Source organism: Halomonas sp. M1, assembly GCF_029581375.1.
In the GTDB taxonomy this organism is placed as follows: domain Bacteria; phylum Pseudomonadota; class Gammaproteobacteria; order Pseudomonadales; family Halomonadaceae; genus Vreelandella.
Map to the genome: position 1 here is coordinate 667350 of NZ_CP121119.1, position 26964 is coordinate 694313.

Genomic DNA, 26964 nt, shown 5'->3' on the forward strand with positions numbered 1-26964 from the left:
CGTAACCCTGTGGCGTTTTTTTATGCCTTGTATTCAGCGCAGAGAACATCCCCCTCACCAATACGCTACAGTAGTGATTAAACGCAGGGTGAAGCCCCGCGATTGGGAAGAAGGATTGGTAGGCGTCAAAAACCGTCACAGGAATAGTTCAATCAACTAGCTAAAGACAGCCTATGGCAAGCGAAAGGCTTGCACTGAATAGCGAGAGTCTGCCAAAATTCAAACATTCGTTTAAATGCACTACCCGCTAACAAAACACGAATTAACAACCCACGGAGAGGTTATATGCTAACCCTACTGCTTATTGTGCTGGCCATTGTTGGCTTGCTCATTGTGATGCGTCGGGAGGCGGGCGCTACCCCTGCGCTTGCCGTCCTCGGTGTTCTCGGTCTTGTCGGGGTGTTATTCGGCGCCCCCGTTATCGGTGTGTTATTGCTGATCGGTGCAGCCTTAGTGGCGGCTGCAGGCCTACCTGCTCTACGCAGCAAATGGCTAACGCCACGTCTTTTTGCCGTCTTTAAAAAGGTAGCGCCCAAAGTGTCCGCTACCGAGCGCACCGCGCTTGAAGCAGGCAGTGTCTCCTGGGACGGCGAACTCTTCTCGGGTAAGCCACAGTGGAACAAGCTGCTCGACTTTAAAGATGAGGGCCTGCGTGAAGACGAGCAAGCGTTTATCGACAATCAGTGTGCAAAAGCCGCTGGCATGTGTAATGCCTGGGATATCGCGAAAGAGCGCGCCGACCTGCCCCAAGAACTTTGGGATTTCCTGAAGAAAGAGGGCTTCTTCGGAATGATTATTCCGAAAGAGTACGGCGGCTTAGGCTTTTCTGCTAAAGCGCAGTCCACGGTGCTACAGAAGCTTTCCGCCAACGAGACCCTAATGGTCACCGTAGGCGTGCCCAACTCGCTCGGCCCAGGTGAATTGCTGCTGAAGTACGGCACTCAAGAACAGAAAGATCACTACCTGCCTCGCCTGGCCGATGGCCGCGAAATCCCTTGCTTTGGTTTAACAGGCCCGCGTGCTGGTTCTGATGCTACCTCGCTACCGGATACCGGTGTGGTCTGCAAACAGATGGTTAACGGCGAAGAAGTACTAGGCTTGCGCCTTAACTTTGAAAAACGCTGGATTACCCTGGCGCCTATCGCCACTGTCGTTGGACTTGCTTTCCGCCTTTTCGACCCGGAAAAGCTGCTAGGCGACGAAGAAGACCGTGGCATTACCCTAGCGCTGATTCCTCGTGATACCGACGGCATGGACATTGGCCGTCGTCACCATCCTATCGGCAGTCCGTTTATGAACGGCCCGATCAAAGGTAACGACGTCTTTGTACCGCTGGACACCATTATCGGCGGCCCAGACATGATTGGCCAAGGCTGGCGGATGCTGGTTGAGTGCCTCTCCATTGGCCGCTGCATTACCCTGCCCTCCGGCGCTACCGGTACTGCCCGCTATGCACTTGGCTGGAGCGGTGGTTTCACCCGCGTTCGCCGTCAGTTCAACGTGCCGGTGGCAGAGATGGAAGGCGTTCAGGAGCCATTAGCACGTATGGCATCCTTGGCTTATATCTCTGCGGCGACGGTTTACCAAACCGCTAACCTGATTGACCATGGCGAGAAGCCTGCCGTGCCGTCAGCAATTTTAAAAAGCCAGCTGACTGAATTCCAACGCGTGCTGCTAAGCGATGCGATGGATGTCCATGGTGGCAAAGCGGTAACCCTTGGCCCGCGCAACTACCTGGGCATTGGCTACAGCGCTAACCCGGTAGCGATTACCGTTGAAGGCGCCAACATTATGACCCGCAACCTGATGATCTTTGGTCAGGGCGCCATTCGCTGCCACCCTTACGTCCTTGACGAGCTAGCGGCGAAAGATGCCAACGATATCAAGGCGTTTGATAAAGCCTTCTTTGGCCATGCGGGTCTAATCTTTGGTAATGCGGCGCGCGCCTTTACCTTAGGGCTTGGCCTAGGCAAAGCCAGTGTGCCTTTTGATGGCCCTGCGGCTATTTATGCCCAGGATATTGCACGCCTATCTGCTGGTTTTGGCCTATGTGCCGACGCGGCCATGGCCAGCCTCGGCTCTGAGCTTAAAAAGCGCGAAATGCTCTCTGCTCGCCTAGGTGACGTGCTCTCTAACCTTTACCTGGCATCCATGGTGCTTAAGCAGTGGCAAGCAGGCGATAAAGTAGAAGGCGAAGAAGCCCTTCTGCATTACAGCTGCCGCTTCTTGCTACACCGCGCCGAGCAGGCCTTTGTTGAAATTTTTGACAACTTGCCAAATCGAGCGCTAGGTAAAGTGCTTAACGCTGTCACAATGCCCACTGGCCGTCGTTGGGATAAACCTAGTGACGACCTTGCACGGGACATAGCCCAGCGCGTCTCAAGCCATAGCGCCCTGCGCACCAAGCTACTTGCCAATACATGGGATCAGGATGACGGTATAGAGCGTAATCCGCTTGCCCGTTACAATGCCCTACTGGCTGAGTACGACCGCGCAGAGAAAATCTACCGCACTGTTAACAAGGCATACGCCAAAGGCGAGCTGCCGCAGACGGCACTTCACCCAGAAGCGCGAGTGGAAGCTGGCCTAGAGAAAGGGCTTATTAGCGAAGAAGATGCCCAGTTTATGCGCACCTTTGAAGCAGAAGTACTTGAAATGTTAACGGTAGACGACTTCGCCTACGATGCGTTTGCTACGGATAAATCAACCCTGATTGACCACAACGCAACGCCGGTAGCCAAGGCGACAAGCGAAGAAGCTAGCATTAAGTAATCGCTAGCACGCGTTACAACCTCACTGTTTGAGCTGTATGTCGTCGGTCAGATAGGTGTCCTCGGATCCATAAGAGGACACCTTGAAGCATCTGACCGCGACTCACTCCTTGCGCCTAGGCTAGTTATATCACTCCCCAGCACGGCCGAGAACGCCATCCATCTATTCCTAAAATCCCGACACTGGCTGTTCAGCCATACGTCGCAAGTGCCCACGCCTGCGCACTCTAAGCTCGCGCTTACTCCCTCTAAACGCTTCTTATCATAAGAGCACTTCCAATGCGCTTTCGAGACATAACCGGCTTCTGATGAGGATAGTGGTCTCGAAAAACGGGTTAATCGCCGAACGCCCTACCTAATCTAATAAGTACAAGCGTTGACATTGAAACAGAATGTGACACTAGTCTGCGTGCGTTTAGGTGAACGGCATTTCATTTTTATTACCCTTTTAATTTCAATTGATTAGAAATACTAAAGGGCATCAGAGCCAACAAAAACTAATAATAATTAATATTTAAAGTATGAAGCTTCTCACTTTACTAAGATCAATAAATACAGGTGGTAAAAATATTCTACATCTATGAACATGCACAACAAGATGTAACCAAAAGATACAAAATGAAAAACTACGTGATGCTCAATAATTATCTTGACACCTTTTATATGAGCTCCGTTAAAAATTAAGGGGATACAGGATGTGCAACCTACCCAGTTGGCAAGATGGCGTTCGTTCACTTATTTGGGAGGAACAACACCGCCAGGCTGGCAGGCTGCTGTCCGTTGTTAGTGTCGAGGAGTATATCGACAAAATTTTGCTACATGCCGATTTTTTATGCCTTCACACCCCAGGTAAATGTCTTGGGTTCGTGGCTTATTACTGTAAAGACGCTTCAATCCCAGATGCCTTTATTACCTTATTTGTCATAGCGCCTGAAATTCGTGGCAGCGGCTTGGCTGCTTCTCTACTTAATGGTGTCACCGTGCAGTCACGCCAGCATAACTGTTCGCGCTTAAAGCTATGGGTACACAAAGAAAACGCAGGTGCCCTTCGTTTTTACCAACGCCAAGGCTTCCGCCCCTGCGAGAGCAAAGAACCTATGTTGTTAATGGAACTGCCGATTCGCTTTGAACAAGACCCGGCATTACCACTTTCTAGATTAATGGAGTCATAAGCCATGCAAGAAAGGATCAGCGTTGACGAGTTCGGCCAAATCATGGAGACCAAGGGCTGGGTTGTCTTCCCTTCGGCACTCGACGAACACTTTGTAAACGAGTTACGCAGTGACTGCCTGAAGTGGATAGATATCTGCCAAAGCATGCAGATTAAGAACGGTGTTAATACCCGAGGTGATGGCACCGCCCACCACTGCCTGGGAGCGAATGACAGTATTGACCATTACATCGACATGCATCTGTTTCATCCTTATATCTCACACTACTTCGGTGAACAGCCCTATATCTGCCACTCATTGACGCCGATAGGGGGTTTTCCGGAGATGACGACCTACGTGCACAAGCTCCACCGAGACGTGAGAACCTTCATTCCGGGCTATCCGCTCAAGCTCAACATGCTGGTGATGTGTGACGATTTTACAAAAGATAATGGCACCCTAGTACTTTCGGGTTCTCATACAAGTGATCAGCCACCCGACGAAAAAGAGTTCGAAAAGCACCACGAAAGAATTGTGGCGCCTGCCGGCTCGGTTCTGCTCTTCAATTCGCTGCTTTGGCATCAAGGTGCGTTAATTTCCGGAGACAAAGCGCGTGTCGCCTTGACGGTGGGTTACAGCCGAGCATGGGTCAAACCGCATATGGACTACGCTCGCATGCTAGGTGACGAATACGGCAAAACACTGTCGCCCTTAACGCGACAAGTGCTCGGTTATAACGCCCGGGTGCCCGTCAGTCTTGATGAATGGTACAGACCAACGGAACAACGGCTGTATAACGCCAACCAGGGGTAGCCACCATGCGCATGACCCTCGATCATAGGGCGCTACATAAACTCTCTCACCAAGCGAGGGGAAGCTTTTATTTATTTGACGAGAGCCGCTTCGTCGAGAACTACTCACGCCTTCGTGAGCAGCTTAGGCAGCATCATGCCAATACCCAAGTGGCCTACGCGCTCAAGGCCAATTATATGCCGCGTATCTGCGAGCTTCTCGATGAACTGGGCGGTATGGCAGAGGTGGTATCGCGTTTTGAGTTCGACGTAGCCCGCCGCCATTTGCCCACAGCCCAACTGATATTCAACGGCCCTATTAAACGTGAAGACGACCTGCGCATGGCTTTGCGAGGTGGTTCAGCGGTCAATATCGACTCCTTTAGCGAAATTGCGTTATTAGAACAGCTGGCCGGTGAATTTAATGAAATAGTGATTGGTCTCAGAGTCAACTTTGCTTCGCTCCCTACTAGCCGTTTTGGCTTTCAGGTCGACTCGGGGGAACTTGAAGCTGCTCTGAACAAGTTGAAACGCATCCCAAACCTAGAGGTGGCAGGATTACACTGCCATGTCAGTGATCGGGCGCGCGGGGTAACGGCGCATACGGAGCGCCTTCGCTTACTTAGTGAACTGGCCTTACAGTTAGCACCTCGATATACCATCGAAACACTGAACGTCGGCGGTGGCCTACTGGGCGCTATGCCAGCACAATTGAAATCGCAGTTTCCATTTGAGGTACCGAGCATTGATGAGTATGCCGATGCCATCGGCTCAGCTTTCAAGCGCTATGCCCCATGCGCCACCATGCAACTCATTGTCGAACCCGGTATTTCCATGGTAGCCGACACACATTGTCTCGTGGCCGAGGTGATAGAAATAAGAGAACGGAACGGCATCTATCAAGCATTAATTGATACCAGCATAAACAGCACTAACCCGACCCACTCAAACAGCCAACCGATGCTGTATGCGGTAACGGCGAATACCCAAGAAGCCAGCCCAGCGCACACTTACCGCCTTGTTGGTCATACCTGCATGGAACACGACGTCATCTGTGAGGCTTTTACAGGTCGTTTGGATATAGGCGATTACATCGTGTTCGAAAATCGCGGTGCCTATTCAATCAACTACACCCCGCCCTTTATTACGCCCGCTCCAGCCGTGCTCAACTGCCAGGGATATATGCTCAAACGTGCTGACGACTGCGCCAGCGTACTTGCCAGCTACTGTTCACGCCACATTGAATCGCCCTCTGTCGATAATAGTTGCCCAGCAGATTCCCTCGCCGCTGAACCCTCCACCCATGTATGAAAATAGCGAATTGAGTCTACGGACGAATCAGCCAGCTCGAAGCCGCATCACTTGCAACACGTTTACTGCCGAAGGAATGAAACAATGAATATTCTGTTCACCTGTGCTGGTCGTCGTAACTACCTACTTCACTATTTCCGAGATGCGTTGTCTGGCAATGGCCGCATATTGGCAGCCGATAGCAACGAGAACGCTGCTGCCATGGTGGAGTCGGATGCTGCGTTTCTTGTGCCGCGTGTTGAGTCACCGGACTATATCCCTACGCTACTCACCCTCTGCGAACAGCAGAAAGTGGGGATGCTTATTGCTCTCAATGACAATGAGCTTTCAATTCTGGCTGAAGCAAAACATAGCTTTATGCGCATTGGTACTCAAGTGGTTGTGTCTTCGCCTGGGGTTATCGCCCTGACTGCCGATAAACTGGCCACTGCCGAACTCGCCAAAGAACTTGGCATTGCCACCCCAACCAGTTACCTAGATGTTGACACCGCCTTCCAGGCGATTGAGCGAGGTGAGCTGTGCTTCCCACTGTTCGTAAAGCCACGCTGGGGGTCGGCCTCGCTAGGGGTCGAATGCGTCTATGACATAGACGAGCTGAACTGGGCTTGGCAGCGGGGTCTGCGTCACCTGCCCCGCAACTCACTTCAACAGTACGCCGACAGAAAAGATGGTTTGCTCATCCAAAGCGCCCTGAGCGGCCAGGAATATGGCCTTGATGTGGTCAACGACTTACAGGGCCGTTATCAGACGACGTTCGTCAAGCGCAAACTAGGCATGCGCTCTGGCGAGACGGATCAAGCAGTAACCGAGGATCATCCTGAACTGATCGCCCTTGGACGCCGTCTGGGCGAAACGTTGAAGCATGTCGGCAACCTCGACTGCGACGTTTTTGTGGACGCAGGGATACCCTACCTGCTCGAACTCAACCCACGTTTCGGTGGTGGCTATCCTTTTTCTGCTGCCGCAGGAGCAGACGTGCCATCAGCGCTCCTAGCCTGGGCGGATGGAAAAGCGCCGCCTATGCACTGGAATGCTATCCGGCACAATGTTATCTCTAGTAAATGCGAGCGCATTGTAAGCCTTGACCGTTCGGCAGCCCCCGTGGATGAGGAAACACCAAGCGACGTAGAAACGTGTAACACCTTTCTCAGCCAGTTCCCGTTGGCGGCCATGGCCTTCTATTGGCGCTGACGCACTCTACCCGCCAAGGTGCCTAGCTTGCACCACCTCTCAGTAAGCATAAAGCCGACTCCACCACATACTAGGAACCGGCTTTTTTACCCTAGGCTTCACGTTCCCTCAGCTCATTTGACCTATTCAGTGTCATCTTATCGAAACATTTACACCCTATCGTTTAAAAACGAATATAAACGCTTAAAAACGCGTTGCAAGTTCGAAAATGATCAACTAGCCTTTCGTTATTGAAAGCAAATGTATGGAAACTGATCATCATTGCTTCAGTTTCCAGCGTACAGCCACCATTACTCTCATCTGCAATAGCGATTTTCAGTAGCATTTTCCAATAACAATGACGCTAGCGAGATCGGCATGTCCTTATATTTGCAGCATATTGACCACGTCGTTGGCGGGGTTACCCATATCAGCAGGATGGAACTTGAGTTAGAGCCGGGGTCGTTTAACGTGCTACTCGGGCGAACTCTGGCGGGCAAAACCACGCTAGTGCGCCTAATGGCAGGTTTGGAACAGCCCTCCCAAGGAAAAATCTTCATGGCTGGCAAGGACGTTACTGGCGTTTCCGTACGAAAGCGCAACGTCTCTATGGTTTACCAGCAGTTCATCAACTACCCCAGCCTGACCGTACGCGACAATATTGCCTCCCCTCTCAAACTTGCCAAAACATCCAAAAAGGAGATTGAGCAGCGAGTGGGGGAAATTGCTGAAATGCTCCGTATCGAGCATTTGCTCGACCGTTACCCACAGGAACTCTCAGGCGGGCAACAGCAACGCACAGCCATGGGACGCGCACTGGTAAAAGAAGCTGACCTTATTTTATTCGATGAACCGCTCGTCAACCTTGACTATAAACTTCGCGAAGAGCTTCGTGATGAGCTGCGTGAACTCTTTAAAGCACGCAATTGCATTGCGGTTTACGCCACCACAGAACCTAACGAAGCGCTGGCGCTGGGCGGTAATACCGCTGTACTGCATGAAGGCAAGCTCCTGCAGTATGGTCCAACCGATCAGGTTTATCGCAGACCTAATAGCCGTCACAGCGCCGAAATGTTCTCAGAGCCTCCTATCAACATCGTGCCTGGCACGCTTAACCATGCGGCTATCTCCTTCGACCCGTCTTTAAGTTTCCCTTGCGACAGCGGCTTACTGAACTTGGCTGAGGGCACCTATGATTTTGGGGTGCGTGCTTCACACATCACTCTTTCACCCACCTCACCTAGCGATATAGAACTACCGGTGAAGGTTGAGGTTGCTGAAATCAGCGGATCTGAAACCTTTTTGCATGTTAGCCATGAGAGGTTTCCGCTAGTGCTTCACTTAGCAGGTATTCACGAATTTCACGTCAACGACCCTATAAAGATCTATTTCCCTAGCCATCAGCTTTACGCTTTCGATAAACAGGGCAGCACTGTGTATGTGCCCGCTGGCCAAGGGGGCAACTTAAATGGCTGAAATTACGCTCAGGGGACTTGCCCACAGTTACAGTAAAACGCCTACAGCTAGTGATGAGTATGCGATCCGCCAACTGGATCACGTTTGGCACCAGGGCGGCGCTTATGCCCTGCTTGGCCCCTCTGGCTGCGGTAAGTCAACGCTGCTCAATATTATCTCGGGCCTACTGGAGCCTTCGGAAGGTGACGTCTTATTTGATGGACAGCGGGTTAACGAACTTCCCCCTGAAGAGCGCAATATCGCTCAGGTGTTTCAGTTCCCCGTCATCTACGACACCATGACGGTGTACGACAACTTGGCCTTTCCGCTGCGCAACATGAATATCCCCGAATATCGCTTAGATCCCAAAGTACGGGAAGTCGCGGATATTTTAGACCTGACTCCCCTTCTGAAACGCAAAGCCAAAAACCTCACTGCTGACGAAAAGCAAAAAGTCTCCATGGGACGCGGCTTAGTACGTGACGATGTCTCGGCAATACTGTTCGACGAACCGCTTACCGTTATAGACCCGCAGCTTAAATGGAAACTACGCCGCAAATTAAAAGAGATCCATGAGCGCTTCAATATCACGATGATCTACGTTACCCACGACCAGCTTGAGGCTTCCACCTTCGCTGACAAAATAGCGGTAATGTACGACGGCCAAGTTGTTCAATTTGGCACCCCCCGTGAGCTATTTGAAAAGCCCGCTCATACCTTTGTGGGCTATTTCATTGGCAGCCCCGGCATGAATTTTATGGAGGTTTCTCACCACGCAGGAAGCGTCATGTTTGGTGATCAGCCGGTGCTGGTAACAAGTGCGATAAATCAGCGTGTAGCCGCTGCATCGTCTAGCAATATCAAGCTAGGCATCCGCCCAGAATTTATTGTCGTCTCTAGCACGCCGTCGGCAAATGCTCTTCCTATCCAAGTGGTTGCATTACAGGATCTGGGTACCTACTCACTACTGAGCTTCACTCTCGCTGGCCAGTTATTCAAAGCACGTCTACCCGAAGGGCATGCACCTATAGGCGATAGCGCATTTGCCGAATTTTCCCTTCAGCACATGGCCCTTTATATCGACGAATATTTGGTGGAGCTCGGAGATGAATAACAAAGTACAAAACAACCGTGCCTGGCTATTAGTACTTCCCATGCTAGTCCTGGTGGCCTTTTCCGCCATCATTCCTTTAATGACCGTTGTTAATTACTCAGTACAAGACGTGTTAGGCCCCAATGCCCGCTTCTTTACCGGCACTGAGTGGTTTGAAAGCATCTTGAACGACGCCGCACTTCGCGCGGCCTTCGTTCGCCAACTCCTTTTTTCACTGACAATCTTGGCCATTCAAGTGCCGTTAGGTATTGGTATTGCACTTATTATGCCCAAGCGCGGCTGGCAAGCATCGGCGGTGCTGATCTTAATTACCCTACCGCTGCTGATCCCCTGGAACGTAGTTGGCAGCATTTGGCAGATTTTTACTCGAGGCGATATTGGCCTGATGGGCTGGGGCCTGCGCGAGCTTGGCATTAACTACAACATTACCCGCAATGCCGGAGATGCCTGGGCCACTATTATCTTGATGGATGTTTGGCACTGGACACCGCTGGTGGCCATGCTCTGCTATAGCGGCCTACGTTCAATTCCAGAGGCTTACTACCAGGCCGCGCGTATCGACCGTGCTTCAAAATGGGCAGTCTTCCGTTATATCCAGCTACCAAAGCTTACTAACGTTCTGGTCATTGCGGTGCTTTTACGCTTCATGCACTCGTTCATGATTTACGCTGAACCCTTTGTATTAACCGGCGGTGGCCCTGGCAGCTCCACCACCTTTTTAAGCCAATCGTTGGCCACTATGGCCATCGGCCAACAAGACTTAGGCCCTTCTGCGGCATTCTCGATTATCTATTTCCTGGTCATTTTGCTGGTGAGCTGGGTGTTCTACACCACCATCATGCACATGCAAAAAGATAAGAACCCGCAAGGGGGAGCATGATATGTACCATCTCGAAAAAACCCAGCAAGGTGAGAAATACAACACTATTTATAGCCAAACCACCCCGGCACAGCGCCGTCGGCGTAATTCGCGCAGTAGATGGCGTTCACGCTTATTGTTAGGTCTATATCTTTTCCTAATGATTTTGCCAATTTACTGGCTGATCAACATGTCGCTCCAGACGAACAGCGAAATTCTCGGTTCAATGACGCTGTGGCCACAAAACCTAACCTTTGACAACTACCTGCGCATCTTCAATAACCCCAGCTGGTACATGGGCTACGTCAACTCGATGATGTATGTCTCCTTGAACATGCTCATCACTATTTGCGTTGCGCTACCAGCAGCTTATGCGTTTAGCCGCTACCGCTTTATCGGCGACAAACACCTATTTTTCTGGCTGCTAACCAACCTGATGGCGCCGCCTGCGGTTTTTTTGCTGCCCTACTTTCAGCTTTATTATTCGGTCGGTTTGTTTGACACCCATATTGCTGTAGCCCTCGCCCACTGCCTGTTTAACATCCCGCTAGCAATTTGGATCTTAGAAGGCTTTATGAGCAGCGTCCCTAAAGAGATCGACGAAACCGCCTACATAGACGGTTACAGTTTTCCGCACTTTTTTATCAAAATTTTCATTCCCATGATTCGCTCAGGCATCGGCGTCACGCTGTTTTTCTTGTTCATGTTTTCTTGGGTAGAGCTCCTACTGGCGAGAACCTTGACCGCCACTAACGCTCAGCCAATCGGCATGATCATGACCCGCACGTCAACCGCATCAGGCATCGACTGGGGAACGCTAGCAGCCGCCGGGGTGCTCACCATTGTGCCCGGTATTTTGGTGGTCTATTTCGTTCGTAACCATATTGCTAAGGGCTTCGCCCTGGGTCGCACTTAAGGAGACGCTGCTATGACGTGGATGGTATGGACAACCCCAACGGCTATTTTCTTTTCATCAATTGCAGCGATGCTGGCCGGTATGACGCTATGGGAAATTCTATCGCCCACTATTGAGCGAAAGGGCTTTCTACCTATTAGCACTACCCGGGGTGACAGGCTATTTATCGGCCTGTTATCAGCCGCTTTTATTCACTTAGGCGTTGTAGGTTTTACAGCGCTTTCTATCTGGATTGCACTAGCACTCTCAGCGGTATGGCTGTTGGTGCTCATGCGCTGGGGTTAGCACACAACGACACCCAGCGTTATGGCGGTATCAGGGATGGTCACAACACCAGGGAAGAACACAACAAAACGAGGTCACCATGCGTAACATACCCTTCAAACTCACCACCCTCGCTGCTAGCTTCATGCTCGCATCGGGGACACTACTAGCCGACGACCACGATGCACGGGCAATTGCCGAGCGCCTAGTCGATGAGCACTTCCAAAACTCCACGCTTAGCCGTGAGGAGCAAATTGAAGAGCTTCTCTGGTTTGCTCAAGCCGCCGAGCCCTTTCGCGGTATGGATATCCAAACCGTGGCTGAAGGGCTAACCACCCACGTTTACGAAAGTGAGGTGCTAGCGCCTGCCTTTAGAGAGCTTACGGGCATCAATATCACCCATAACATCATCGGCGAAGGCGACTTGGTCGATACCATGCAAAACCAAATGCAGTCGGGCAACAGTATCTACGATGGCTACATTAATGACTCTGACGCTATCGGCACTCATATTCGCTACGGCACGACGATTAACCTCACTGAGGCAATGGATAACGAGTGGGCCGACCTTACACTGCCCACATTAGATTTAGACGATTTCATCGGCCTGCAATACACCACAGGACCAGACGGCAATGTTTATCAACTACCCGCTCAGCAGTTCGCTAACTTGTACTGGTTCCGCCATGACTGGTTTCAGCGCGAAGACTTGCAGGAGCAGTTTCATGACATCTACGGCTACGACTTAGGCGTCCCAACAAACTGGACCGCGTATGAAGATATCGCCGAGTTCTTTACCGTGCATGTAGGCGAGATTGATGGAACCCGAGTTTATGGGCACATGGACTACGGCCGCCGCGACCCCTCGCTGGGCTGGCGATTCCATGATTCGTGGCTTTCTATGGCAGGTATGGGGAGTCCCGGCGTGCCCTTTGGCAACCCCGTAGATGATTGGGGTATTCGCGTTAACGAAGAGAGCCAACCCGTCGGTGCGAGCGTTAGCCGTGGCGGTGGCACTAACGCACCTGCATCGGTCTTCGCCATGCAAAAGGCCGTCGATTGGCTACGTGATTATGCGCCTGAAGAGGCGCAGGGAATGACCTTTGGTGAAGCGGGTCCCGTACCTGCACAGGGCCACATTGCGCAGCAAATCTTTTGGTACACCGCATTTACCGCAGACATGACCGACCCATCCGTCGCGGTAACCGATGATGAAGGCAACCCACTATGGCGCATGGCCCCTTCACCCACCGGGCCCTACTGGGAAGAAGGCATGAAAGTGGGTTACCAAGATGTAGGGTCTTGGACGTTCTTTGACTCAACGCCAGAAGACCGTCGCACAGCAGCATGGCTATTCGCCCAGTTCACTGTCGCAAAAACCACATCTCTGGAGAAATTAATGGCAGGTCTTACGCCAATTCGTGAGTCCGATATTTTCTCAGATCAAATGAGCGAGATGGCGCCCAAACTAGGTGGCTTAGTAGAGTTTTACCGCAGTCCTAACGAGTCTAACTGGACGCCAACGGGCACTAACGTTCCCGACTACCCAAGAATGGCGCCGCTTTGGTGGCAAAATCTAGCGCCTGTTATGAGCGGTGAAGTTAGCCCACAAGAAGGCCTGGATAAATTGGCAGCCGACATGGATAACACCATGAACCGCCTCGCCCGCGCCAACGTCTTCGACAGCTACGCGCCAGTGCTGAACGAAGAGCGCGACCCACAATACTGGCTTGACCAGGAAGGCGCGCCGAAACCCAAGCTCGATGATGAAATGCCGCAAGGAACCACCATTCCATACGATGAAATGATGGAAGCATGGATGGCCGCAGGTACACGCTAACCTTCGCCAGGCGGGCTAAGGCCCGCCTCTTCCAACGTTTCATCAGCGGCAAACAGGCATTGTGCCTCTGCACCTATTGAGATCGTAAACACAGGGCTTTTTCTTTGTTAACTGGAACCGCTATGAAACTGCGTAACCGCAATATCGAGAAATTGCACACTGAAGAATTTGACGCGCTAATTATCGGCGGCGGCATCAATGGTGCCGCCACTGCTGCTGCCCTGGCTGGCAAAGGCGCTAAAGTTGCCCTTATTGATCGAGGCGATTTTGCAGGCAGTACCAGCATGCACTCCTCCAACTTAGTGTGGGGGGGGATTAAATATATGGAAAGCAAAGACTTTGCACTGGTACGCAAGCTATGTAAGAGCAGAAACCATCTGATTAAAAGCTACCCATCGACGGTACAAGAAATACGTTTTCTTACCACGATTGCGAAAGGTTTTCGTCACTCGCCACGCTACTTGTGGGCGGGAACTTGGCTCTACTGGCTAATGGGCAATGGGTTTACAAAACTACCGCGTTTACTAACGCCGACTAAAATAAAGCAGGAAGAACCCATCATTAATGTTGAGGGTTCAGTGGGAGGGTTTGAGTATTCAGACGCTTACCTACACGACAACGATGCCCGCTTTGTTTTTAACTTTGTACGCCATGCTCTTAACTACGGTGCCGTAGCCGCTAATTATGTAGAGTCACTTGGCGCCGAACGCGAAGGCGAGCAGTGGCTTACCAAGGCGCGCAACGTGATGGATGGAAGCACATTTACCATTCGCTCCAAAGTGCTTATTAACGCTGCCGGGCCTTGGGTGGATCAGCACAATGCGCTGACCGGTCAAAAAACCACCCACCAGCACATGTATTCAAAGGGTATTCACTTAATTGTTCCGCAATTAACCCGCATCAAACGCGTATTGGCATTTTTTGCTGATGATGGTCGGCTATTTTTTGTTATCCCCATGGGTAACCGCACCTGTATTGGCACCACCGATACGCACATGGAGCACCCAGAGGTCGATGTTACCGCGGCTGACATTGCTTTCGTACTTGAAAACATCAATACGCGGTTGACCCTTAAAGCCCCCCTAACACCCGACGATATTATTTCTACCCGATGCGGGGTGCGTCCGCTAGCCATTAAAGCTGACCAGGGTAGCGATCGCGATTTTTTACAGCTTTCCCGCAAGCACGTTATCGATACCAATGCCGAAAGCGCCCACATCAGTATCTTTGGCGGTAAGCTCACCGACTGTTTGAACGTAGGAGACGAAATATCAGAAGAAGTCTCCCGTTTAGGTGTTAACCTAACGGCTCCTAAGTTTCATTGGTATGGCGAGCCGCCCACGCCCGTCAAACAGCAGTTTATGGATCAAGCGGCACGCATGAACTTAGATGCGATGACTGCTGCCAGCTCCTCTGAGCCACTCTCCTCTCGCCTGTGGCGGCGCTATGCTGAAAAGGCAATGGGAATGCTAGAGGAAATACGTCAAGACCCCTCTGAAGCCGATATTCTCATCGAAGGCACGGAGTACATCCGCTGTGAATTAGCACATGCTAGGGATCATGAAATGATTACCCAGCTAGAAGATTTTTTACGCCGTAGAGCCAAAGTGTCATTGGTCGTTCAACACGAACAGCTACGCCAATCAAAGGGGCTGAAAGAGGCCTGCAAAGTACTGTTTGGTGAAGAGGCAGAGGAGCGCTTTAATACCTATTTTGAACAACATAGCGATACGGCTCGCCCGCCAACCTCGGCAATTGAGAGTCGTTAATTTTGAGTTACTATTTAACGTTATAAAAAATGTCGTAACAGTTAACGGTAGCTAAAAGTGCTGCATTAAAAATGCCCCCTCGTAACCGAGGGGGCAATAATCGATGCAAGCTAATTACGGTGCAAACTCATTACGGTTCTACTCTTCGTTTTCGATTAGCAGTTGTGAGTCGCCCGCTAATACTTCATCCCACGCTTCTTCTAAGGTGCAGCCCAAACGACTATCGATAGTATCGATAACCTCAACGGCGTGTTGTAGCGACTCGCGATTGCCTTTCAGAGCTAAAACCAGCTTAGCTAAGTCTTGCTTGCTGAATGTGCTAGCGATACGGTCGGCTTGTTGGCTCAATTCTGTGCAGTTCATGGTCAATCCCTCATGGTATGGTCAGCCGCTGCTTGTATGTGGTGAAGCTCGTTTGCTGAAGAACAAGCAGCCATCTTAATTAACGACGATTGGTGACGTTGCTACTCATGCTGAGCCGGATAAGTGCTCAGTTCGGTAACTGCGAAACGGTCACAAGCTTTGCAAGACCTTCGCCTTTGGCACCTGGGTACAACGTAGTGCCTCGGTTGTAGCAAGGGATCAGTTGAGTCACATCGGGATAACGATACATCTCCCTGATCCATGACTTCACTATGATTCACAGAAGCTGTGCTAACAATGCGTCATTGGCAGCAGGAGGGGTTGTAGCTTGACTACATCAGGACACTGGCGGGGAGTTTGGTGACGAATACTTTCAGGAGTACTGCTAAGCGACTGTTTTAAAAGAAACACACTTTTTTAGAAAAGTTTAAAGTAAGTATTTAAATCACCATAAAAATTTAAATATCGCATAGAAACTGTTTGTTGCAATAAATTAAAAGCGTGTGCAGTTTACACGCAGTAGCGAAATACACCATACGACCAAGGGTGATAAAATGCTCAACTAGAGAAAAATAACGGCACTATTTAGCATAGCGCCGTTATATACCTGTTAATACGTGAACGTTATTAATTAGAACGCACACGTGACACTGCATCCAGCCAGCCTTGGTAGAGGTGTTCGCGGGTAGTCTCTTCCATCATGGGCGTGAAACTTTTCTCACAACGCCATAGCTGCTCTATCTCTTCAAGGGAGTCGTACCACCCCAGGCGCAGCCCGGCTAGATAAGCAGCGCCTAGCGCAGTAGTTTCCAGGATGGTCGGCCTATCTACCTGAACATTAAGCATGTCGGCCAAAAACTGCATGACCCAGCTGTTTTTTACCATGCCCCCATCCACACGAAGATTTTTCGGTGCCGCATCCATGTCATCATTCATGCAGTGCTGTAGGTCGAGGGTTTGGTAACAAACGGCCTGAAGTCCAGCGGCAACAATTTCAGCAATGCCGGTGTCCCGAGTAAGCCCAAATATCGCCCCTCGGGCTTTGGGGTCCCAGTGAGGTGCGCCTAAACCCGTAAAAGCAGGCACTAAATATACGCTGTGACCACTACGGGTTTCACGCGCTAACGCTTCGGTTTCAGAGGCGTCGGCAAAAAGGTTTAAGCCATCACGTAACCACTGCACCGTAGCACCCGCTACAAAAATACTACCCTCCATGGCGTAGGAGGGCTTACCGTTTAACCGATACCCAATAGTGGTCAGCAAGCGATTGCGTGAAAGAGAAGGCGTATCCCCGGTATTTACAATCATAAAGCACCCGGTACCGTAGGTGCTTTTCCCCATACCCGGCTGAAAACAGGCCTGCCCTACCAGCGCAGCTTGCTGGTCACCGGCAACACCGGCAATCGGCAGCGGTTCGCCCAGCCAGCTCACTTCCAGCGTACCAAAATCGTCGCTGGAATCTTTCACTTCCGGCAGCATGTTGGCTGGCACGTTATACAGCTTCAGCAGCGATTCATCCCACTGCTGCGTGTGGATATTAAACAGCGCTGTACGCGAAGCGTTAGTAGCATCTGTTGCGTGTTTACCACCGGTTAAACGCCAGATAAGAAAGCTGTCCACTGTGCCAAACGCTAATTCGCCGCGCTCGGCTCGCTCCCGAGCACCCTCCACATGATCCAAAATCCATGCAAGCTTAGTGGCCGAAAAATAAGGATCAATTAACAGGCCCGTTTTCGCCTGCACTTCCTCAGTGTGGCCCTGGTCACGCAGCGACTGGCACAGCTCAGAGGTACGCCGGTCTTGCCATACAATGGCGTTATAGATAGGTTTTCCTGTTTTACGATCCCAGACAACCGTCGTTTCACGCTGATTGGTTATACCTACACCATCTACTTGCGAAGCGCTGATATTAGCCTTAACCAGTACCTCTTTGCAGGTTGCGATGACCGACTCCCAGATGTCTTCTGGATTATGCTCAATCCAGCCATCCTCTGGGAAATGCTGTGGGAACTCCTGTTGAGCGATAGCAGTAATTTGCCCCTGGCGGTCAAACAGAATAGCGCGGGAGCTGGTCGTACCTTGATCGATGGCGAGAATAAAAGAGGTCATATGACGTTCGCTTTGTTGTAGGTGTCTTTCGAATTTATTTTTTTACTTTCGCTTTATTATCATTCAAGGCTACTCCAGCCTCCTAAAAGGTCAAGTATGAACCTTCTATACAAAACTGGTGCTCTAATTCGGTTCGCTAGGCAATATGCAGCGCTACGCCATGTTGTTTAAGCAGTTGCAGAATCGTTTCAGGAGGGGCGCGGTCGGTAAACAGAGCATCTAACTGAGAAATATTACCTTGGCGAACAACAGGGTTACGGCGGAACTTCGAGTAGTCAGCCGCTAAGTAAATGCGCCGCGAATTAGCAATAATAGCCTGGGCAACGCGTACTTCCTGGTAGTCAAACTCCAGCAGTGAACCATCTTCATCAATACCACTGATCCCGATAATGCCGTAATCCACCTTAAACTGGTTAATAAAATCGATGGTTGCCTCGCCAATAATACCGCCATCCCGTGAGCGCACCTGACCACCGGCAATAATCACCGTGAAGTCTTCTTTATGCTGAAGAATCGCCGCCACGTTGAGGTTGTTGGTGATAATTTCTAAGCCCTGGTGCTCCAGCAACGCTTGGGCAATCATTTCATTGCTGGTGCCGATATTGATAAACAGCGAGGAGTGGTTAGGGATATGTTCTGCTAAACAGAGGGCAATGCGCTCTTTCTCTTCCAGGTGCAAGGTTTTACGCGTGCTATAGGCCGTATTGACAGTGCTTGACTCAATTCCCACTCCACCATGTACCCGCCGCACTCGGCCTTCGTCGGCAAGAGTATTCAAATCTCGGCGAATGGTCTGCGGGGTGACTGAAAAGTGGTCGGTGAGCTGTTCTATGCTCATATAGCCGTGCTGTCGAACGAGCTCGACAATGGCATCCTGGCGAAACTGTTGGTTCATAGGCCCGGCCTGTTAATTATTTGTTTATCTTTGCGCATAGTAGATTAGCAAAATTTTCGTCACTTATAACTGCCCCATAGCAGCTACTTCAAAGCGGCCACACCCAAAGGATCATAGGTATCGCAACTGCCAGCACCACTAAAGAAAGAGGCAACCCCAATTTCCAGTAGTCACCAAATCGATACCCGCCGGGGCCAAGCACGAGGGTGTTCGACTGGTGGCCAATAGGGGTCAAAAATGCGCAGGAAGCGCTCACCGCGACAACCATCAAAAAAGGATCCATGGAGACATCAAAGCCGCTCGCTAAGCTTGCCGCTATGGGTGCCATTAATAGCGCAGCGGCAGCGTTGTTGACCACATTGGAAAGCAGCATGGAGATAATAAACAAACCCACCAATGAGACAATAATGGGCCACTCGACGCCAAACCTCAGCAGTGCATCGGCAATAATTTCAGCGCCACCGCTGGTCTCCAATGCCTCACCCACGGGCAGCATTGCCGCTAGCAGCACAATCACCGGGCCATCAATGGCCTGATAGCCCTCTCGCAGCGGCAGTACACCGATGAGTAGCGAGATTAATGCCGCCGTACTCATCGCAACCGCTGCAGGCAGCAAATCAAACATCATGGCCATAATGGCTAATGCGAAGATACCTATCGACATCGCCAATTTGCGCGGCTGACCTAAGTGCAGCTCGCGGTTAGCCAAAGGGAGACAACCTAAGGTGGAGAGGCTTTCAGACATTTCATTTTCGCTACCCTGAAGCAGCAATACATCGCCGGTTTGAAAGCGAATATCCCGCAGGCGCTGTTTCAAACGCCCACCATCCCGCGCTACGGCCACTAAATGCAGGCCAAACTGCTGATTTAAGCGCAGCTGGCGCACGCTTCGGTTCACCATTATCGAATCGTTGCGCACCACTGCTTCAATTAGCTGCAGGCCTTCAGTATTCACCGGCTGACGTTGGTCAGCGTCTTGAGCGTCTTTATCTTGAGGGCTATCGTTGGCACTCTCAGCGTTCTCATTACCATCGTTGGCGTCTTCGGGTTCCGCAATGGCGCTTAAACCTACCTTGTCTTCAAGCAGCTTCAGTTCATCGGGGCCTGCTTCAAGCAGGAGAATATCGCCCTCTTTAAGCACCCCATGAAAATTATAGCCCGCCCGACGGTCGTCGTCCCGAACGACCGCGAGCACCGGGATCGTCTCTTCTAACTCATCACGCAACTGCTGCAGAGTCAGTCCATTGGCTTTAGAGGCTTCCGTTACGTTTAATTCCACCAAATAATTAGCGGTATCAAACATTTCTTCCGTTGAGGCTTGGCCACTGCGTTTCGGGGTTAAGCGCCAGCCCACCACCACAATAAAAACCAGGCCCACTAACGCAACCGCAATCCCCACCGGAGCAAAGCTAAACATACCAAAGCTCTCACCGGTCACGCTGCCGCGATACGTGGCGATAATAATATTCGGCGGCGTTCCAATCAGCGTAGTTAACCCACCCAACAGCGAGCCAAACGCCAGGGGCATTAATAGCAGTGACGGGGAGGTATTGTGTTCACGGGCAAGACGCATAGCCACCGGCAATAGCAGTGCTAAGGCTCCCACGTTATTCATCACGCCAGAAAGCACCACAACGGTGCCAACTAGCACAAGCAGCTGCAGTAACAACCGTTCGCCGACCTTCAACACTTGGTCGGCAATAATATCCACTACGCCTGAGCGCTCAAAACCACGGCTAAGCACCAACACAGCGGCTACTGTGATAACGGCTGGGTGACCAAAGCCCATAAACGCAGCTTCGGCGGGTACTAATCCAAGCATGACCGAGCCAAGCAGGGCCGCCAACGCGACTAAATCATAGCGAAAGCGCCCCCACATAAAGGCAGCCAACGTTATGCCCAGAACAACAAATACCAAGGTACTAGGCGCTAGCCCCAAGCTTTCCAATGTCATATGTATGCCATCTCCCTATGTTGCGGACATCCATTTAGCACGCCACACAGTGAGCGACGCGTAAGCCCTTGAGTCAGGTGCAATGACTATACGACCGTAAAGCTCCTGAAAACAGTGACATCCGCCAAACAAATAACAAAAAGCCTGGCGTGGCCAGGCTTTGATAGGCATAAACGTGAACCTTCTTTATTTTTTCATACTGGCCAGCAGCCGCTCAACAGCCTCTAGATGCTCCGGCTCGTTGTGACACATACCCTGGAAAACCGCACAAACATCTAAAAAGCCTTTTAGCTCCATCGTGGGCGCCATTTTCATCAGCCGCTTGGTTAAACGAGTGGCCTTAGGAGGCTGGGCGGCTATTCGGTTGGCATGCGCCATAGCGGTCGCCATCAAGTCGTCTGGCTCAACTACCTCTAGCACCACGCCGTAAGCAAGCGCCTCTTCTGCGGTGATTATCCGCCCAGAAAGCGTCAGCTCAAAGGCGCGCTGGTAGCCTATCTGGCGCTGCATAAACCATGCACCGCCGTCGCCCGGGATGATCCCCAGGTTAAGGAAGGTTTCACCAAATTTAGCGCGGTTTGAAGCAACACGAATATCGGCCATATTGGCCAAATCAAACCCTGCGCCGATAGCAGCTCCGTTAACCGCAGCAATAATTGGCACTTCCACCCGATCAAGCGCCAGCGGCATGCGCTGTATGCCTCGCCGATAACGCTCGGCAACTTCGGCAACGTCACCTGCAAAGTCGCCGCCCCGCTCTGCCATATCTTTAACGTTACCACCTGCGCAGAAGGCAGAGCCCGCGCCAGTCACCACCAGTACGGAAACCTCTTGGCAATGGTTTACCCACTCTGCGGTCGCCACAATATCATCCACAAGCTGGGTGCCCGTTAACGCATTACGCACATCGTGGCGGTTTAAGGTAAGCGTTGCTACACGATTTTCCAGCGTTAACGTAGCATCAACTAGTTCAGGTACTGCTTGGCTCATTGGTCACGCTCCACAATAATTCGGGCATCCACAATCGCATAGCCGGTCGCATGGCTTTCCGGGTAGGCAATTACCGGGTTCAAGTCTAGCTCGTGGATACTAGGGTAGGCCTCCACCAAACGGGAAATTTGTACCAGCAGCGAGACTAACGCCTGCTTGTCGACGCCTGCGGCACCGCGCACCCCAGCCAATACTTTTTGCGCTTTAATCTGGTTAACCATAGATTCTGCATCAGCGTGGCTAAGTGGCAACGCACGAAACGCTACATCTTCAAGCACTTCGACAAAAATACCGCCCAGACCAAACATCATGACCGGGCCAAAAATCGGGTCTCGAAGCATGCCAACAATCACCTCCACGCCCTTCTCGGCCATAGGGGTTACCAATACCCCTTCAATATCGGCACTAGGGTCGTAGGCGTAGGCACTTTCAAGAATCGCCTGGTAAGCCTCGCGAAGCGCTGCCTCACCCACAAGGTTTAGCTTTACCCCACCCGCATCCGATTTATGAAGGATATCTTTCGACACCACCTTCATAGCAAGCGGTTTATCGCCAAAGTGGCGGGCAATGTCGCTAAGCTCGTCAACGCTTTTTGCTAGCGGCTCATCAGGCACCGCAATACAGTGCTCGGCCAGCAGCGCCTTGGCTTCAAACTCTAGCAAGTCCCGCCCTTCGGCTCGGGCTGTTTTAAACATGGCTTGCCCGGCTACTGAAGGCTGTACGGGTTCGGCAGCGACATGAACTGCTCGGCCAGCAAGATACTCGCCGCGCTCACCCAAGGCAGAAAGCACACGCACTGCATGTTCAATGGAGGCATACACTGGCAAGCCTGCTTCATGCAGCCGCCGAAGCGCGGGTGGCTTAATCGGCGCATAGAGGCTGTAAATGACGAGCGGTTTTTCATTGGCGTTGGCGAGTTCAACCATGGCTTCGGCGCCGCGCATTTCATCCCCGAGTAAGGACTCCGCAAAACGCATGCTATAACCACCAAACATACCCACCAAAAACACGCTATCAACGCCCTCATCCTCCATAACGATTTCAATACAGCGCGCCAACAGTGACGGGTTGGCATCAGAGGAACCAGCAACATCGACGGGGTTCACGGTAGATGCCTGGGGCAGCAGCACGCCCCGTAACGCAGTACGAGTATCGTCGGAGAGCTCTGCTAGCTGTAATCCAGCCTCTGCCAGGCGATCGGCAGCAATGGTGGCTTGGCCGCCGCCATCAGAAATCACCGCAACGCGCTTACCGGGGGCTTTTTGCAGCCGACCTAAGCCTTCCGCTACGGGCAAAATTTCATCCGAGTACTGCACCACGCTAACACCCGCTTGGCGCAGTAGATCAACGGTCATCTGGTAGCTGCCCGCGAGTGCCCCAGTATGCGAACTGGCCGCTTTCTGGCCTTGTTCGGTGGCGCCAGACTTGTAAACCACCACGGGTTTCATGGCGGTCACATCCCGGGCAACATCTAAAAACTTGCGGCCATCACGAAAGCCTTCCACGTAAAGCGTGGCCACCCGGGTATGCTCATCTTCCCCCAGGTAGCGCAGGTAGTCGTTAAACCCTATATCGCTTTGATTGCCAGGGCCAATATAGGTGCTAAACCCCACTTGGCCGTTGTGCTGCGCTTCAAGCGCGAGCGAAAGCAGCATATTGCCCGATTGGGACACAATCCCGATATCGCCAGGGGTGACGTTATCCAGCGCCAGCAAATTAATGTGGTGGTGAAGGTTAAACATGCCTGAGGTGTTGGGTCCGATAATTCGCACACCGTGGGCGCGGGCTGCCTCCATCATTTCTGCTTCCAGCGCCGCGCCCGCCTCGCCAGTTTCACCAAAGCCGCTGGCGAGAATGACCGCCCCTTTTACGCCTCGGCGGCCACACTCGGCGATTAGCGCCGGCACCGTGGCGGCAGGGGTACACAGCAGCGCCAGCTCAGGAGTGCCTGGCACTTCACTGATAGAGGGCCATGCTTTCACGCCTAAAATCGTGTCAGCTTTAGGGTTAACGGGGTAAATAGTGCCGCGATAGCCACCTTTTACCAGCCCCACCATGGCTTTATAACCACGCTTGGTAGGGTCAGCAGAGGCGCCGACGACGGCAATGCCGGTGGGTGCCAAAATAGCGTGTAACGGGCTGCGTAACGGGAGATTGCCTTCAATGGTGTTCACGGTGTCACCTGTCTAAAAAAGAGTAAGAGGACGAACTATTTGCCTTGGAAGTTCGGTGCGCGCCGCTCAGCAAACGCATCGACACCCTCTTGCCAATCCTCGGTGGTAGAACAGGTAAACACCGCGTCTAATTCCTGCTGTAGCTGGCTCTCTAGGCTGGTGTGGCCACCACGGTTGACCAAAGGCTTTAACATGGCCATGGAAATCGGCGCCTGGTTGGCAAGCTTTTCCGCTAACGCCAACGCTGCTTGCCGCAAATTTGCTTGGGAGTGGCTGGCTAGCGCCAGGCCAATGGCGGCAGCCTCAACCCCGGTAATCTTTTCGCCTAAATAGAGCAGCCGCCGAGCCTGGGTTAGCCCTACCAGTTGAGGCAAAAGTTTAGAGACCCCGCCCCCTACACAGGTGCCAATACTGGTTTCAGGGAAGCCAAGCTGGGCATCATCTGCCATCACGATAAAATCGCAGGAAACCGCCATTTCTGCCCCGGCGCCTAAGGCATAACCGTTCACTGCAGCGACCACGGGCTTGTTAAGCTTAATGATTGCCTCGCACACGTCGTTGCCTAGCTCTAAATACGCACGGCGCTGGAAAAGCGTGCGCGCCGCTCCGCCATGGGCTTTCATATCAGCCCCCACGCAGAATGCCCGACCCTCACCGGTAAGTACTACCGCTCTTACATCGGGCGTTTGGGCAGCGTACTGCAGCACATCTAATAGCTCACGGTAGAGCGCTTCGATCACCGCGTTCAGCCGCTCCGGTCGGTTAAAGCGCACTTCCAACACACGGTTATGCTGAGAGACCAGCAGCGTTTCGTAGCAGGGCAATGTACGGTCAGCGGAGGACATCGTATTTTTAAAACCTCTAAGAACTGAGCATCAAAAAAGAAACATATGTTCTATTTTTCAAAAAAAAAGAAACATATGTTTTGCCAACAATAGGGTATTCAGTACAAATCAGTCAATACATGCGTATCAAAAACATTTATTATTGGCACAAACGTTTTATATTACTTTTGGGAGCACGCCATGCCTGACCCCCACCACCCACATCCAACGGGCTTGGACGAGATTCAGCAGCGGCTTGCTGAAAGCTATCCCACACTAAGCCCCCAGCTAAAACGCGCGTCCAGCTATGTGCTGGAAAACCCCATGGGCATCGCCTTTCAATCAATCCGCAAAACCGCCGCGGCCGCGGACGTAACGCCGTCAACGCTGGTTCGTCTAGCCAAACGGTTAAATTTTGAAAGCTATGAGCAGTTTCGAGACGTGTTTCAGTCCGCCGTCCAGTCAGCACCCGTTGAGCTAAGCGGGCGTGCCAGCAAGCTAAAACATCAGGCCAACCAGCCTGAAGATGCGCTGTTTGTTGAGGTAGGTGATGCCGCTTTCGATAACATTGGCCGCCTATTTACGGCTGATAATCAGGCGCGCGTTAAGGATGCCGCCCAGCGAATCCTGGCGGCTCGTCGGGTCGCGGTCGTCGGGTTTCGGGATACGTTTGCCTGCGCCTATCACTTTGCCTACGTAGGGCGGATTGCCATGCCTGACGTGGTGTTAATCCGAGGATTAGAAGGCGGCTTGCTTACCGAACTAGATCATTTCAATGAGCAAGACATAGTGGTAGCGTTTGGCTTCGAACCCTACTGCGCAGAAACAGTAAAAGCACTGGAAGTGACACGCGCTAACGGCGTACAGGCCATCGTAATTACCGATACGCTGCGCTCACCCCTGGTACCCGGTGCCAGCGTTACCTTTACCGTTGCCAACGCCACGCCGCACTTTTTCCCCTCGATACTCTCGGCGATTACCTTAAGCGAAGCGATATTGGCAGAGTGCGTGGCCTTTGGCCCGGACCAACTGGTTGATAACGTCGCCAGTTTTGAGAGCCGGATGCGCAAAATGGGGGCTTACGTGGAAGTGGAATAAAGAGGTAATCACCCAGGGCAGCCGCTCCCATAAGAAGCGGGTGCCGCTGAGTGCTAGGAGCGCATGCCCATCATGGACGGCTAAGGAAGCAGGATGGTTGAACCGGTCGTTTTACGGCTCTGCAGCGCATCTTGCGCTTTACCCGCATCCTGTAACGAGTAGCGGTTTGCAATATCAATCTTAAGCTTGCCACTCTCAATCATGGCAAAGAAGTCTTCACACATCATCTCTAGGCGTTCGCGGGTATCGGCGTAGCCATTCAGGCTTGGCCGAGTCACAAACAGCGCGCCTTTTTGGTTAAGGATGCCGATATTCACCCCATCCACAGGGCCAGAAGCATTACCAAAGCTCACCATCAGTGCGCGGGGTTTTAAACAGTCCAGCGACATTTCCCAGGTATCTTTACCTACAGAGTCATAGACCACATCACACATTTCGCCGTTAGTCAGCTCGCGCACCCGCTCCACGACGTTCTCTTCGGTGTAGTTAATCGTCGCCCAGGCGCCGTTCGCCATAGCAAGATCCGCTTTCTCTTGAGAGCTAACGGTGCCGATTAGCTTAACGCCTAACGCTTTAGCCCACTGACAGGCAATGGAGCCAACACCCCCTGCCGCCGCGTGGAACAAAATGGTTTCACCGCCTTTTAACGCGTAGGTTTGGCGAAGTAAATACTGCACGGTTAAGCCTTTCAGCATGCTGGCAGCGGCAGTCTCAAAATCAATAAAGTCCGGTAGCTTGACCACTTTAGCAGCAGATAGCGTATGTACCTCAGCATAGGCGCCCAGCGGTCCTTGGGCATAGGCAACTCGGTCACCCGCTTTCAGGTGCGTCACGCCTTCGCCCACCGCGTCTACCACGCCCGCACCTTCAGTGCCTAAGCCTGAGGGCATAGACGGCGCGGGATACAGCCCGGTGCGGAAATAAATATCAATAAAGTTAAGCCCTACCGCCTTGTTGGCAATACGTACCTCACCGGCACCAGGCGCTGCGGGCTCAACATCTACCCATTCCAACACCTCTGAACCACCCGTCTTTGAAAACTCAATGCGCTTAGTCATACTCAAAGCTCCTTTATTATTCATTGGCCGTACCTTGTGTCGCTATCCAACCGCGTCACAACCGATAAATCAAGCAATAGCCCATCTG

Annotated in this window: 21 protein-coding genes; 13 read left to right on the forward strand and 8 right to left on the reverse strand. The window is 51.9% G+C overall.

The genetic code is table 11. From position 1 onward, the window contains the following. Positions 1 to 285: 285 nt before the first annotated feature. The 12 genes from P8S54_RS03040 (at position 286) to P8S54_RS03095 (ending at position 15411) form a co-directional block, all read left to right on the forward strand. Positions 286 to 2772 carry an acyl-CoA dehydrogenase gene (locus tag P8S54_RS03040; RefSeq protein WP_281443172.1) on the forward strand — a complete coding sequence of 829 codons (2487 nt, stop codon included), beginning with the start codon at positions 286 to 288 and terminating at the stop codon, positions 2770 to 2772. A gap of 694 nt (positions 2773 to 3466) precedes the next feature. Continuing rightward, entirely contained in the window at positions 3467 to 3943 is a 477-nt protein-coding gene (locus P8S54_RS03045) for a GNAT family N-acetyltransferase (protein WP_281443173.1), read from the forward strand. 3 nt (positions 3944 to 3946) lie between these two features. After that, positions 3947 to 4735 carry a phytanoyl-CoA dioxygenase family protein gene (locus P8S54_RS03050; protein WP_281443174.1) on the forward strand — a complete coding sequence of 263 codons (789 nt, stop codon included), beginning with the start codon at positions 3947 to 3949 and terminating at the stop codon, positions 4733 to 4735. Positions 4736 to 4740: 5 nt separating this feature from the next. Further along, positions 4741 to 6024, forward strand: a complete 1284-nt coding sequence (locus tag P8S54_RS03055) for an alanine racemase (RefSeq protein WP_281443175.1) — start codon at positions 4741 to 4743, stop codon at positions 6022 to 6024. Between the two features lie 84 nt (positions 6025 to 6108). After that, a complete protein-coding gene (locus P8S54_RS03060) occupies positions 6109 to 7215 on the forward strand; it encodes an ATP-grasp domain-containing protein (RefSeq protein WP_281443176.1) in 1107 nt (368 codons plus the stop codon). 357 nt (positions 7216 to 7572) lie between these two features. Continuing rightward, on the forward strand, positions 7573 to 8670 hold the full coding sequence (locus tag P8S54_RS03065) for an ABC transporter ATP-binding protein (protein WP_281443177.1): 1098 nt from the start codon (positions 7573 to 7575) through the stop codon (positions 8668 to 8670). After that, a complete protein-coding gene (locus tag P8S54_RS03070) occupies positions 8663 to 9763 on the forward strand; it encodes an ABC transporter ATP-binding protein (protein ID WP_281443178.1) in 1101 nt (366 codons plus the stop codon). The genes P8S54_RS03065 and P8S54_RS03070 overlap by 8 nt, the downstream gene beginning before the upstream one ends. Continuing rightward, a complete protein-coding gene (locus P8S54_RS03075; RefSeq protein ID WP_281443179.1) occupies positions 9756 to 10643 on the forward strand; it encodes a sugar ABC transporter permease in 888 nt (295 codons plus the stop codon). The genes P8S54_RS03070 and P8S54_RS03075 overlap by 8 nt, the downstream gene beginning before the upstream one ends. A gap of 1 nt (position 10644) precedes the next feature. Beyond that, the gene (locus P8S54_RS03080; RefSeq protein WP_281443180.1) at positions 10645 to 11538 is read left to right on the forward strand and encodes a carbohydrate ABC transporter permease; all 894 of its coding nucleotides are present in this window, start codon (positions 10645 to 10647) and stop codon (positions 11536 to 11538) included. Between the two features lie 12 nt (positions 11539 to 11550). After that, positions 11551 to 11823, forward strand: a complete 273-nt coding sequence (locus P8S54_RS03085) for a DUF2160 domain-containing protein (protein ID WP_281443181.1) — start codon at positions 11551 to 11553, stop codon at positions 11821 to 11823. Between the two features lie 79 nt (positions 11824 to 11902). Beyond that, positions 11903 to 13642 (forward strand): ABC transporter substrate-binding protein, encoded by a 1740-nt coding sequence (locus P8S54_RS03090; RefSeq protein ID WP_281443182.1) that lies wholly within the window; start codon positions 11903 to 11905, stop codon positions 13640 to 13642. A 122-nt stretch (positions 13643 to 13764) separates the two neighbouring features. Then, complete coding sequence (locus tag P8S54_RS03095) at positions 13765 to 15411, forward strand: FAD-dependent oxidoreductase (protein ID WP_281443183.1); 1647 nt, start codon at positions 13765 to 13767, stop codon at positions 15409 to 15411. A 138-nt stretch (positions 15412 to 15549) separates the two neighbouring features. On the opposite strand, the gene P8S54_RS03100 is transcribed toward P8S54_RS03095, so the two are convergent. From P8S54_RS03100 to P8S54_RS03130, 7 genes are all read right to left on the reverse strand, one after another. After that, a complete protein-coding gene (locus tag P8S54_RS03100; RefSeq protein WP_281443184.1) occupies positions 15550 to 15774 on the reverse strand; it encodes a hypothetical protein in 225 nt (74 codons plus the stop codon). A gap of 627 nt (positions 15775 to 16401) precedes the next feature. Then, positions 16402 to 17883, reverse strand: a complete 1482-nt coding sequence (gene glpK / locus P8S54_RS03105) for a glycerol kinase GlpK (RefSeq protein ID WP_281443185.1) — start codon at positions 17881 to 17883, stop codon at positions 16402 to 16404. A gap of 136 nt (positions 17884 to 18019) precedes the next feature. Continuing rightward, positions 18020 to 18778: a DeoR/GlpR family transcriptional regulator gene (locus tag P8S54_RS03110; RefSeq protein ID WP_281443186.1), complete on the reverse strand. Its 759-nt coding sequence runs from the start codon at positions 18776 to 18778 to the stop codon at positions 18020 to 18022. Positions 18779 to 18866: 88 nt separating this feature from the next. Then, positions 18867 to 20732, reverse strand: a complete 1866-nt coding sequence (locus P8S54_RS03115) for an SLC13 family permease (protein ID WP_281443187.1) — start codon at positions 20730 to 20732, stop codon at positions 18867 to 18869. A 186-nt stretch (positions 20733 to 20918) separates the two neighbouring features. Beyond that, complete coding sequence (locus P8S54_RS03120; protein ID WP_281443188.1) at positions 20919 to 21722, reverse strand: enoyl-CoA hydratase-related protein; 804 nt, start codon at positions 21720 to 21722, stop codon at positions 20919 to 20921. After that, positions 21719 to 23896, reverse strand: coding sequence for an acetate--CoA ligase (locus tag P8S54_RS03125; RefSeq protein ID WP_281443189.1), 2178 nt, complete (start codon positions 23894 to 23896; stop codon positions 21719 to 21721). The genes P8S54_RS03120 and P8S54_RS03125 overlap by 4 nt, the downstream gene beginning before the upstream one ends. Before the next feature lie 35 nt (positions 23897 to 23931). Further along, positions 23932 to 24741 carry an enoyl-CoA hydratase/isomerase family protein gene (locus P8S54_RS03130; RefSeq protein ID WP_281443190.1) on the reverse strand — a complete coding sequence of 270 codons (810 nt, stop codon included), beginning with the start codon at positions 24739 to 24741 and terminating at the stop codon, positions 23932 to 23934. Between the two features lie 180 nt (positions 24742 to 24921). Between P8S54_RS03130 and P8S54_RS03135 the strand changes: the two genes are divergently transcribed. Further along, positions 24922 to 25818 carry a MurR/RpiR family transcriptional regulator gene (locus tag P8S54_RS03135; protein WP_281443191.1) on the forward strand — a complete coding sequence of 299 codons (897 nt, stop codon included), beginning with the start codon at positions 24922 to 24924 and terminating at the stop codon, positions 25816 to 25818. A gap of 80 nt (positions 25819 to 25898) precedes the next feature. Here P8S54_RS03135 and P8S54_RS03140 read toward each other — a convergent pair whose 3' ends face one another. Beyond that, a complete protein-coding gene (locus P8S54_RS03140) occupies positions 25899 to 26876 on the reverse strand; it encodes an NADPH:quinone reductase (protein ID WP_281443192.1) in 978 nt (325 codons plus the stop codon). Positions 26877 to 26964 lie beyond the last annotated feature (88 nt).

What these genes read in the sequence shown, in the direction of transcription:
- P8S54_RS03040 (WP_281443172.1), top strand. Translation starts at nt 286, where the DNA reads ATGCTAACCCTACTGCTTATTGTGCTGGCCATTGTTGGCTTGCTCATT.
- P8S54_RS03045 (WP_281443173.1), top strand. Translation starts at nt 3,467, where the DNA reads ATGTGCAACCTACCCAGTTGGCAAGATGGCGTTCGTTCACTTATTTGG.
- P8S54_RS03050 (WP_281443174.1), top strand. Translation starts at nt 3,947, where the DNA reads ATGCAAGAAAGGATCAGCGTTGACGAGTTCGGCCAAATCATGGAGACC.
- P8S54_RS03055 (WP_281443175.1), top strand. Translation starts at nt 4,741, where the DNA reads ATGCGCATGACCCTCGATCATAGGGCGCTACATAAACTCTCTCACCAA.
- P8S54_RS03060 (WP_281443176.1), top strand. Translation starts at nt 6,109, where the DNA reads ATGAATATTCTGTTCACCTGTGCTGGTCGTCGTAACTACCTACTTCAC.
- P8S54_RS03065 (WP_281443177.1), top strand. Translation starts at nt 7,573, where the DNA reads ATGTCCTTATATTTGCAGCATATTGACCACGTCGTTGGCGGGGTTACC.
- P8S54_RS03070 (WP_281443178.1), top strand. Translation starts at nt 8,663, where the DNA reads ATGGCTGAAATTACGCTCAGGGGACTTGCCCACAGTTACAGTAAAACG.
- P8S54_RS03075 (WP_281443179.1), top strand. Translation starts at nt 9,756, where the DNA reads ATGAATAACAAAGTACAAAACAACCGTGCCTGGCTATTAGTACTTCCC.
- P8S54_RS03080 (WP_281443180.1), top strand. Translation starts at nt 10,645, where the DNA reads ATGTACCATCTCGAAAAAACCCAGCAAGGTGAGAAATACAACACTATT.
- P8S54_RS03085 (WP_281443181.1), top strand. Translation starts at nt 11,551, where the DNA reads ATGACGTGGATGGTATGGACAACCCCAACGGCTATTTTCTTTTCATCA.
- P8S54_RS03090 (WP_281443182.1), top strand. Translation starts at nt 11,903, where the DNA reads ATGCGTAACATACCCTTCAAACTCACCACCCTCGCTGCTAGCTTCATG.
- P8S54_RS03095 (WP_281443183.1), top strand. Translation starts at nt 13,765, where the DNA reads ATGAAACTGCGTAACCGCAATATCGAGAAATTGCACACTGAAGAATTT.
- P8S54_RS03100 (WP_281443184.1), bottom strand. Translation starts at nt 15,774, where the DNA reads ATGAACTGCACAGAATTGAGCCAACAAGCCGACCGTATCGCTAGCACA.
- glpK (WP_281443185.1), bottom strand. Translation starts at nt 17,883, where the DNA reads ATGACCTCTTTTATTCTCGCCATCGATCAAGGTACGACCAGCTCCCGC.
- P8S54_RS03110 (WP_281443186.1), bottom strand. Translation starts at nt 18,778, where the DNA reads ATGAACCAACAGTTTCGCCAGGATGCCATTGTCGAGCTCGTTCGACAG.
- P8S54_RS03115 (WP_281443187.1), bottom strand. Translation starts at nt 20,732, where the DNA reads ATGACATTGGAAAGCTTGGGGCTAGCGCCTAGTACCTTGGTATTTGTT.
- P8S54_RS03120 (WP_281443188.1), bottom strand. Translation starts at nt 21,722, where the DNA reads ATGAGCCAAGCAGTACCTGAACTAGTTGATGCTACGTTAACGCTGGAA.
- P8S54_RS03130 (WP_281443190.1), bottom strand. Translation starts at nt 24,741, where the DNA reads ATGTCCTCCGCTGACCGTACATTGCCCTGCTACGAAACGCTGCTGGTC.
- P8S54_RS03135 (WP_281443191.1), top strand. Translation starts at nt 24,922, where the DNA reads ATGCCTGACCCCCACCACCCACATCCAACGGGCTTGGACGAGATTCAG.
- P8S54_RS03140 (WP_281443192.1), bottom strand. Translation starts at nt 26,876, where the DNA reads ATGACTAAGCGCATTGAGTTTTCAAAGACGGGTGGTTCAGAGGTGTTG.